Genomic DNA, 4,049 nt, shown 5'->3' with positions numbered 1-4,049 from the left:
ACGCGCTACGCGCGTCGACCCTCCCCCTCCCGGGAGGGTGAAAGACGGGCAGGATCGACATGACCACCCTTTCCCTGGACACCCTGAACAGCGCCACGCCGGAAGAATTCGTCGCGGCGCTGGGGGACATTTTCGAGCATTCGCCGTGGGCCGCGGAGGCGGTGTATCCGGCGCGGCCGTTCGGCTCGCTGGCGGCGCTGCTCGAGGCGATGGTCGCGGCGGTCCGTGCGGCGGACCCGGACCACCGACGCAAGCTGCTGGCGGTGCACCCGGATCTCGCCGGCAAGGCGGCCCGGGCCAAGACCCTGACGGCGGCCTCGACGGCCGAGCAGGCGAGCGCCGGGCTCGACCGGCTGACCGAAGGCGAGTACGCCGACTTCCACCGGCTCAACGATGCGTACCGGCAGAAGCACGGGATTCCGTTCATCGTCTGCGTGCGCCGGCACACCAAGGCGTCGATCCTCCGGCAGTTCGAGCGGCGGCTCGCCAACGATCCCGCGACGGAGCAGAAGACCGCGCTGGACGAGGTGTTTCGGATCGCGGCCCTGCGGCTGGACCAGCGCGTGGCAGCGGCCGACCGGTTGCCGCTGTCGGGCCGGCTCTCCACCCATGTGCTCGACACCCATGGCGGCACCCCGGCGCAAGGGATTCCGCTGACCCTGGTCGAGCTCGGCCCCGGCGAGGCGCGCCGTGTCGTCGCCACGGCGGTGACCAACCGGGACGGCCGCACCGACCAGCCGCTGATCGCCGGACGACCCGTCCCCATCGGCACGTACGAGCTCGTGTTCGAGGTCGCGGCGCATTTTTCCGCCCGCGGCGTGCCGCTTCCCGACCCGCCGTTCCTGGACGCCGTGCCGATCCGCTTCTCGGTCGCCGAGGCCGAGGGCCACTATCACGTGCCGCTGCTGGTCACGCCGTGGAGCTTTTCGACTTATCGCGGAAGCTGACCGGCCCCCTCGCCACCTCCCTCGCCACCCCCTCGCCGGCTCCTCGCCGGTCCCTCGCCACCCCCCGCCCTCTCGCCGGGCGCGACACCCCGTCCCGGGCGGGTGGGCGGAATTGCGATTTCGGGATTTCGCCCCCGGCGGTATCGTGAGCAGGCGCAGGTCGCCCGCCCATTTTTTGGGCACGCAGTTTACGCCGTCGGCCGCGGACTTGCGGCCCGGCGTGGCGAATCGGGTGGCACGCGGCTTGCTGATCCCGGGCAGACGCCCGGCATGGCCAAGGGGAGTTTTGCAATGACCAAATTACTCGCGATCGGTGCGCTGGCAGCGGGTCTCGCGTTCGCCTCGCCGGCGTTCGCCGACACGGACGTGAAGTTCGCGCTCGACTGGAAGTTCGAGGGTCCGTCGGCGCCGTATTTCGTCGCCCTCGACAAGGGCTACTACAAGGCCGAAGGCCTCAACGTGACGATCGACACCGGGCCCGGCTCGGTCGCCGGCATCAGCCGCGTCGCCGCCGGCACCTATCCGCTCGGCTTCTTCGACATCAACTCGCTGGTCAAGTTCCGCGACCAGAATCCCGACAAGGCCGTCAAGGCCGTGATGATGGTCTACGACACGCCGCCCTTCGCCATCGCCACCACGACAAAGACCGGCATCGCCAAGCCGAAGGATCTCGAAGGCAGGGTGCTCGGCGCCCCCGCCGCCGACGGCGCCTTCGCGCAGTGGAAGGCGTTCGTGAAGGAGAACGCCATCGACGACTCCAAGGTGAAGGTCGAGAACATCGGCTTCCCGGTGCGCGAGCCGATGCTGGCCGACGGCAAGGTCGACGCCATCACGGGCTTCTCGTTCTCGATGTACTTCAACCTGCTGCAGCGGAATCTGAAGCCCGAGGACATCAAGGTGATGCTGATGTCCGACCACGGGCTGGTGCTCTACGGCAACGCCATCATGGTCAATCCCGACTTCGCCAAGGCCAACCCGAAGATCGTCGCCGGCTTCGTGCGCGCCACCATCAAGGGCGTGCAGGACACCATCAAGGACCCCGAGGCGGCCATCAAGTCGGTGATGAAGCGCAACGAGACGGCCGACGAGAAGACCGAGCTCGAGCGCCTGAAGATGTCGCTGCGCGACAACTTCGTCACGCCGTGGGTCAAGGCCAACGGCCTCGGCGACGTCGACATGGCGCGCCTGTCGAAGTCGATCGACCAGATCGGCATCACCTACGAGTTCAAGGCCAAGCCCAAGGCCGAGGACGTCTTCACGGCCGAGTTCCTGCCCCCCGCGGCCGACCGAAAACTGTGACATCGACGCCCGTCATTCCGGGACGACGCGAAAGCGTCGGACCCGGAATCCAGCCCCAGGCTCCGAGTCCCCGTCTGGATTCCGGGTTCGCGGGCTCCACCCGCGCCTCGGAATGACTCCAGAGATCGAGTCCACCATGCGTTTCTCTTCTTCCCGCCGCGCCCGCGGCCCGATGCCGACGGACGCCGTGACATGACGGCGTTCGTCGACATCGACGATGTCACTCTCGTCTACAAGGGGGCGTCGGGCGGCGTGCATGCGCTCGACCGCTTCAGCGTCAGCCTGCAGAAGGGCGAGTTCGCAGCCGTGGTCGGCCCGTCGGGCTGCGGCAAGTCCTCGCTGATGAAGCTGGTGACCGGGCTGGTGCCGCCCGACTTCGGCAAGATCCAGATCGCCGGCGACACGGTGCGCGGCCCGGTCAAGATGGCCGGCATGGCGTTCCAGAACCCCAACCTGCTGCCGTGGCGCAAGGTGATCGACAACGTGCTGCTGCCGCTGGAGATCGTGCAGCCGCACCGCTCGCGCTTCCGGCGCGAGAAGGAGCGCTACCGCGAGGAGGCCAAGGCGCTGCTGGCGACCGTCGGCCTCGACGGCTTCGCCGAGCGCTTCCCGTGGGAGCTGTCCGGCGGCATGCAGCAGCGCGTCTCGCTGTGCCGCGCGCTGATCCACTCGCCGGCGCTGCTGATGCTCGACGAGCCTTTCGCGGCCCTCGACGCCTTCACGCGCGAGGAGCTGTGGTGCGTGTTGCGCGACCTCTGGCAGAAGATCGGCTTCACCGTGATCCTGGTGACGCACGACCTGCGCGAGGCGACCTTCCTGGCCGACCGGATCCACATGATGAGCGCCCGGCCGGGACGACTGGTGCTGACCAAGGAGGTGCCCTTCCCCCGACCGCGACCGATCGAGGTCTGCTACGAGGCGGCCTTCACGGACATCGTGCACGAGCTGCGCGCCAAGATCGGGGAGGTGCGGAAGGGATGAGTACCAACGCCATGGAACGGCTGTCGCCGTGGCTCTTCACGCTGGGCATGTTCCTCATCTGGGAAATCATCTGCCGGGCGTTCAAGGTCGACCCCTTCATCCTGCCGGCGCCGTCGCAGATTTTCGTCGCCATGGCGACCTACTGGTGGCCGCTGGCGAAGAACTCCTTCGTCACGCTGTGGACGACGCTGGCGGGCTTCGCGCTCGCCGTGGTGTTCGGGATCGTGCTCGGCATCGTGGTCGGCTGGTCGCGGGCGATCTATCGCGGCCTCTATCCGGTGATGATCGGCTTCAACTCCGTCCCCAAGGTCGCCGTGGTGCCGATCCTGGTGATCTGGTTCGGCATCGGCGAGATCCCGGCGATCCTGACCGCCTTCCTGATCTCGTTCTTCCCGATCGTCGTCAATGTCGCGACCGGCCTGTCGACCATCGAGCCGGAGCTGGAGGATGTGCTTCGCGCGCTGGGCGCCAAGAAGCTCGACATCATGCTGAAGATCGGGATTCCGCGCACCCAGCCCTACCTGTTCGGCTCGCTGAAGGTGGCCATCACGCTCGCCTTCGTCGGCACCGTGGTGTCGGAGACGATCGCGGCCAATGCCGGGCTCGGCTTCCTGATGGTGCAGGCGGGCTCCAACTTCCAAATGCCGCTGGTGTTCGCCGGACTGCTGCTGCTCGCCGCCGAAGGCATCGTCATGTACGCGATCTTCGCCTATATCGAGACCTACTTCGTCGGCTGGGCGTTCCGCTCCTCGATGAGCGCCGGCGGCTGACGCCGGCCCGCGGACGCCTCTCCTCCGTCGTCGTCCGCCTTCGCGGACGGCG

At 67.9% G+C, this 4,049-nt stretch carries 4 protein-coding genes; all 4 read left to right on the top strand.

Going from position 1 to position 4,049, the window contains the following annotated elements; genetic code table 11:
- Nucleotides 1-59 precede the first annotated feature (59 nt).
- On the top strand, nt 60-947 hold the full coding sequence (uraD, locus tag CH341_RS29065; RefSeq protein ID WP_111422744.1) for a 2-oxo-4-hydroxy-4-carboxy-5-ureidoimidazoline decarboxylase: 888 nt from the start codon (nt 60-62) through the stop codon (nt 945-947).
- Nucleotides 948-1,238: 291 nt separating this feature from the next.
- The gene (locus tag CH341_RS29060; protein WP_111422742.1) at nt 1,239-2,246 is read left to right on the top strand and encodes an ABC transporter substrate-binding protein; all 1,008 of its coding nucleotides are present in this window, start codon (nt 1,239-1,241) and stop codon (nt 2,244-2,246) included.
- A gap of 192 nt (nt 2,247-2,438) precedes the next feature.
- Nucleotides 2,439-3,227, top strand: a complete 789-nt coding sequence (locus CH341_RS29055; protein ID WP_111422739.1) for an ABC transporter ATP-binding protein — start codon at nt 2,439-2,441, stop codon at nt 3,225-3,227.
- Nucleotides 3,224-3,997, top strand: coding sequence for an ABC transporter permease (locus CH341_RS29050; protein WP_111422737.1), 774 nt, complete (start codon nt 3,224-3,226; stop codon nt 3,995-3,997). The genes CH341_RS29055 and CH341_RS29050 overlap by 4 nt, the downstream gene beginning before the upstream one ends.
- Nucleotides 3,998-4,049 lie beyond the last annotated feature (52 nt).

This window comes from Rhodoplanes roseus, from assembly GCF_003258865.1.
GTDB classification, from domain to species: Bacteria; Pseudomonadota; Alphaproteobacteria; order Rhizobiales; family Xanthobacteraceae; genus Rhodoplanes; species Rhodoplanes roseus.
Note: the sequence above shows the minus strand (reverse complement) of the source record. Positions and strands in the feature narration are given on the sequence as shown.

Bases quoted from the DNA above. Each gene is read 5' to 3' on its own strand.
- CH341_RS29050 (WP_111422737.1), top strand. From the start codon at position 3,224: ATGAGTACCAACGCCATGGAACGGCTGTCGCCGTGGCTCTTCACGCTG.
- uraD (WP_111422744.1), top strand. From the start codon at position 60: ATGACCACCCTTTCCCTGGACACCCTGAACAGCGCCACGCCGGAAGAA.
- CH341_RS29060 (WP_111422742.1), top strand. From the start codon at position 1,239: ATGACCAAATTACTCGCGATCGGTGCGCTGGCAGCGGGTCTCGCGTTC.
- CH341_RS29055 (WP_111422739.1), top strand. From the start codon at position 2,439: ATGACGGCGTTCGTCGACATCGACGATGTCACTCTCGTCTACAAGGGG.